Here is a 1,614-nt window from a genome sequence, read left to right on the forward strand (position 1 = left end):
ATCTGGCTTGCCAGTGCTGAGGCCATTACAAGCACTACAGAAACAACAGAAATGACTTACAGACTTCCAGTCACTTTGGTAGCAACATCCGCAGGTAGCCAAGACTTCCACACCTGCGGCTGATCACGCAGGAACGCCTCGGCCACCACTCTCGGCTGTTGGCGTTTTTCACTCATGGCCGCCAGGGTCTGGTTTAGCAGATCAATCGGCAAGTCGACTTTCTCGAAGAACGTCACCAGTTCCGGATACTGCGCCTTGAACGCTGCCGACACGCCAATTGCAAGACTGGCCGGCATCGAACGGCTGCCCCTGGGATTCGGGTTATTGGCATCGGCCAGGGTTTTCCAGGCCTCGGCATCGAATGGCGGCTCTTCCAGTTTTACCAGTTTGAAGCGCCCCAACAGCGGGGTCGGCGACCAGTAGTAGAACAGCACCGGTTTGCCGCGTTTGATCGACGACGCGACCTCGGCATCCAGCGCCGCGCCGGAGCCGGTGCGAAAGTTGACGAAACTGTCGTTCAGGGCGTAGGCCTTGAGTTTCTGGCTGTTGACGATCTCCGAGGTCCAGCCGGTCGGGCTGTTGAGGAAGCGCCCGCGGGACGGATCTTCGGGGTCGCGGAACACCTCCTTGTAACGCGGCAGATCGGCCACCGATTTCAGCTCCGGCGCCAACGGTTTGATCCCGCGCTCGGGATCACCCTTGATCACGTATTCCGGCACCCACCAGCCTTCGGTCGCGCCTTTGACCGTATCGCCCAGACCAAACACCTTGCCCTCGGCGGCGGCCTTGACCCACGCTGGACTGCGCCCGGCCCACTCCTCGCCGATCACCTGAATATCGTTTTTCGCCAGCGCCGCCTCCAGGCTGACGGTGCTTCCGGGCAGCGTGTCGGTCGGATAGCCATAGCCCTTTTCGACGATCAGGCGCAGCACTTCGGTGATGAAACTGCCACTTTCCCAGGTGATGTCGCCGAAGTGGATCGGCGCGGTTTTCTCGCTAGCCGAAACAGCGCCAATGCTCAGGCTCAGCGCCAGCAGCGAACGGCCAAGCAGGGTTTTGATTGATCTCATGCGGACCTCTTGTCGGGTAGGGATTGGTTGGCGCTGTGGCGATCGCACAGTGCTTGCGAACGGGTTATGTAGACGCTGACCGAACGTTGCGAGATGCCCAGTTCGGCAGCGATTTGCGGGTAGGTCAGGCCATCGACACGCGCCAGCAGAAAGGTCGAGCGAACCTTGCCCGGCAAGCGCTGCAGGCTGTGGTCGAGACGGCTCAGGGTTTGTCTCAGTTGCGTCAGTTCTTCCGGTGAAGTGGCGACCCCGACATCGACCTGCTGCACATGGCGCCGCGCCAGATCAGCGCGGCGCCAATGCCGATAGAGCAGGCGTTGCGCAATCGTAGTGAGCAAGGCGCGGGGTTCGCGGATGGCGGTGAGTGCGGGGGCCTCAAGCAACTGCGCGAAGGTTTCCGCCGCGAGGTCTTCGGCGCTCGCCGCGTCGTGCAGTTGACTGCGCAGCCAGGTGCACAGCCAGGGGTAGTGAGCGCGGAACAGGCCGCCAACGGTGTCGCGATGGGATAGATCGGCGCCGGACATAGGGGCTCCTGGGTGAGGGG

At 61.8% G+C, this 1,614-nt stretch carries 2 protein-coding genes; both read right to left on the reverse strand.

Going from position 1 to position 1,614, the window contains the following annotated elements; translation table 11 throughout:
* Positions 1–56: 56 nt before the first annotated feature.
* Positions 57–1,070 carry an ABC transporter substrate-binding protein gene (locus tag DBR24_RS21265; protein WP_128615733.1) on the reverse strand — a complete coding sequence of 338 codons (1,014 nt, stop codon included), beginning with the start codon at positions 1,068–1,070 and terminating at the stop codon, positions 57–59.
* Positions 1,067–1,594, reverse strand: coding sequence for a sigma-70 family RNA polymerase sigma factor (locus DBR24_RS21270; protein WP_128615734.1), 528 nt, complete (start codon positions 1,592–1,594; stop codon positions 1,067–1,069). Before DBR24_RS21270 ends, DBR24_RS21265 begins: the two co-directional genes overlap by 4 nt.
* Between the last annotated feature and the right edge of the window lie 20 nt (positions 1,595–1,614).

The organism is Pseudomonas sp. HMWF006 (assembly GCF_003061205.1).
Classification (GTDB): Bacteria; Pseudomonadota; Gammaproteobacteria; order Pseudomonadales; family Pseudomonadaceae; genus Aquipseudomonas; species Aquipseudomonas monsensis.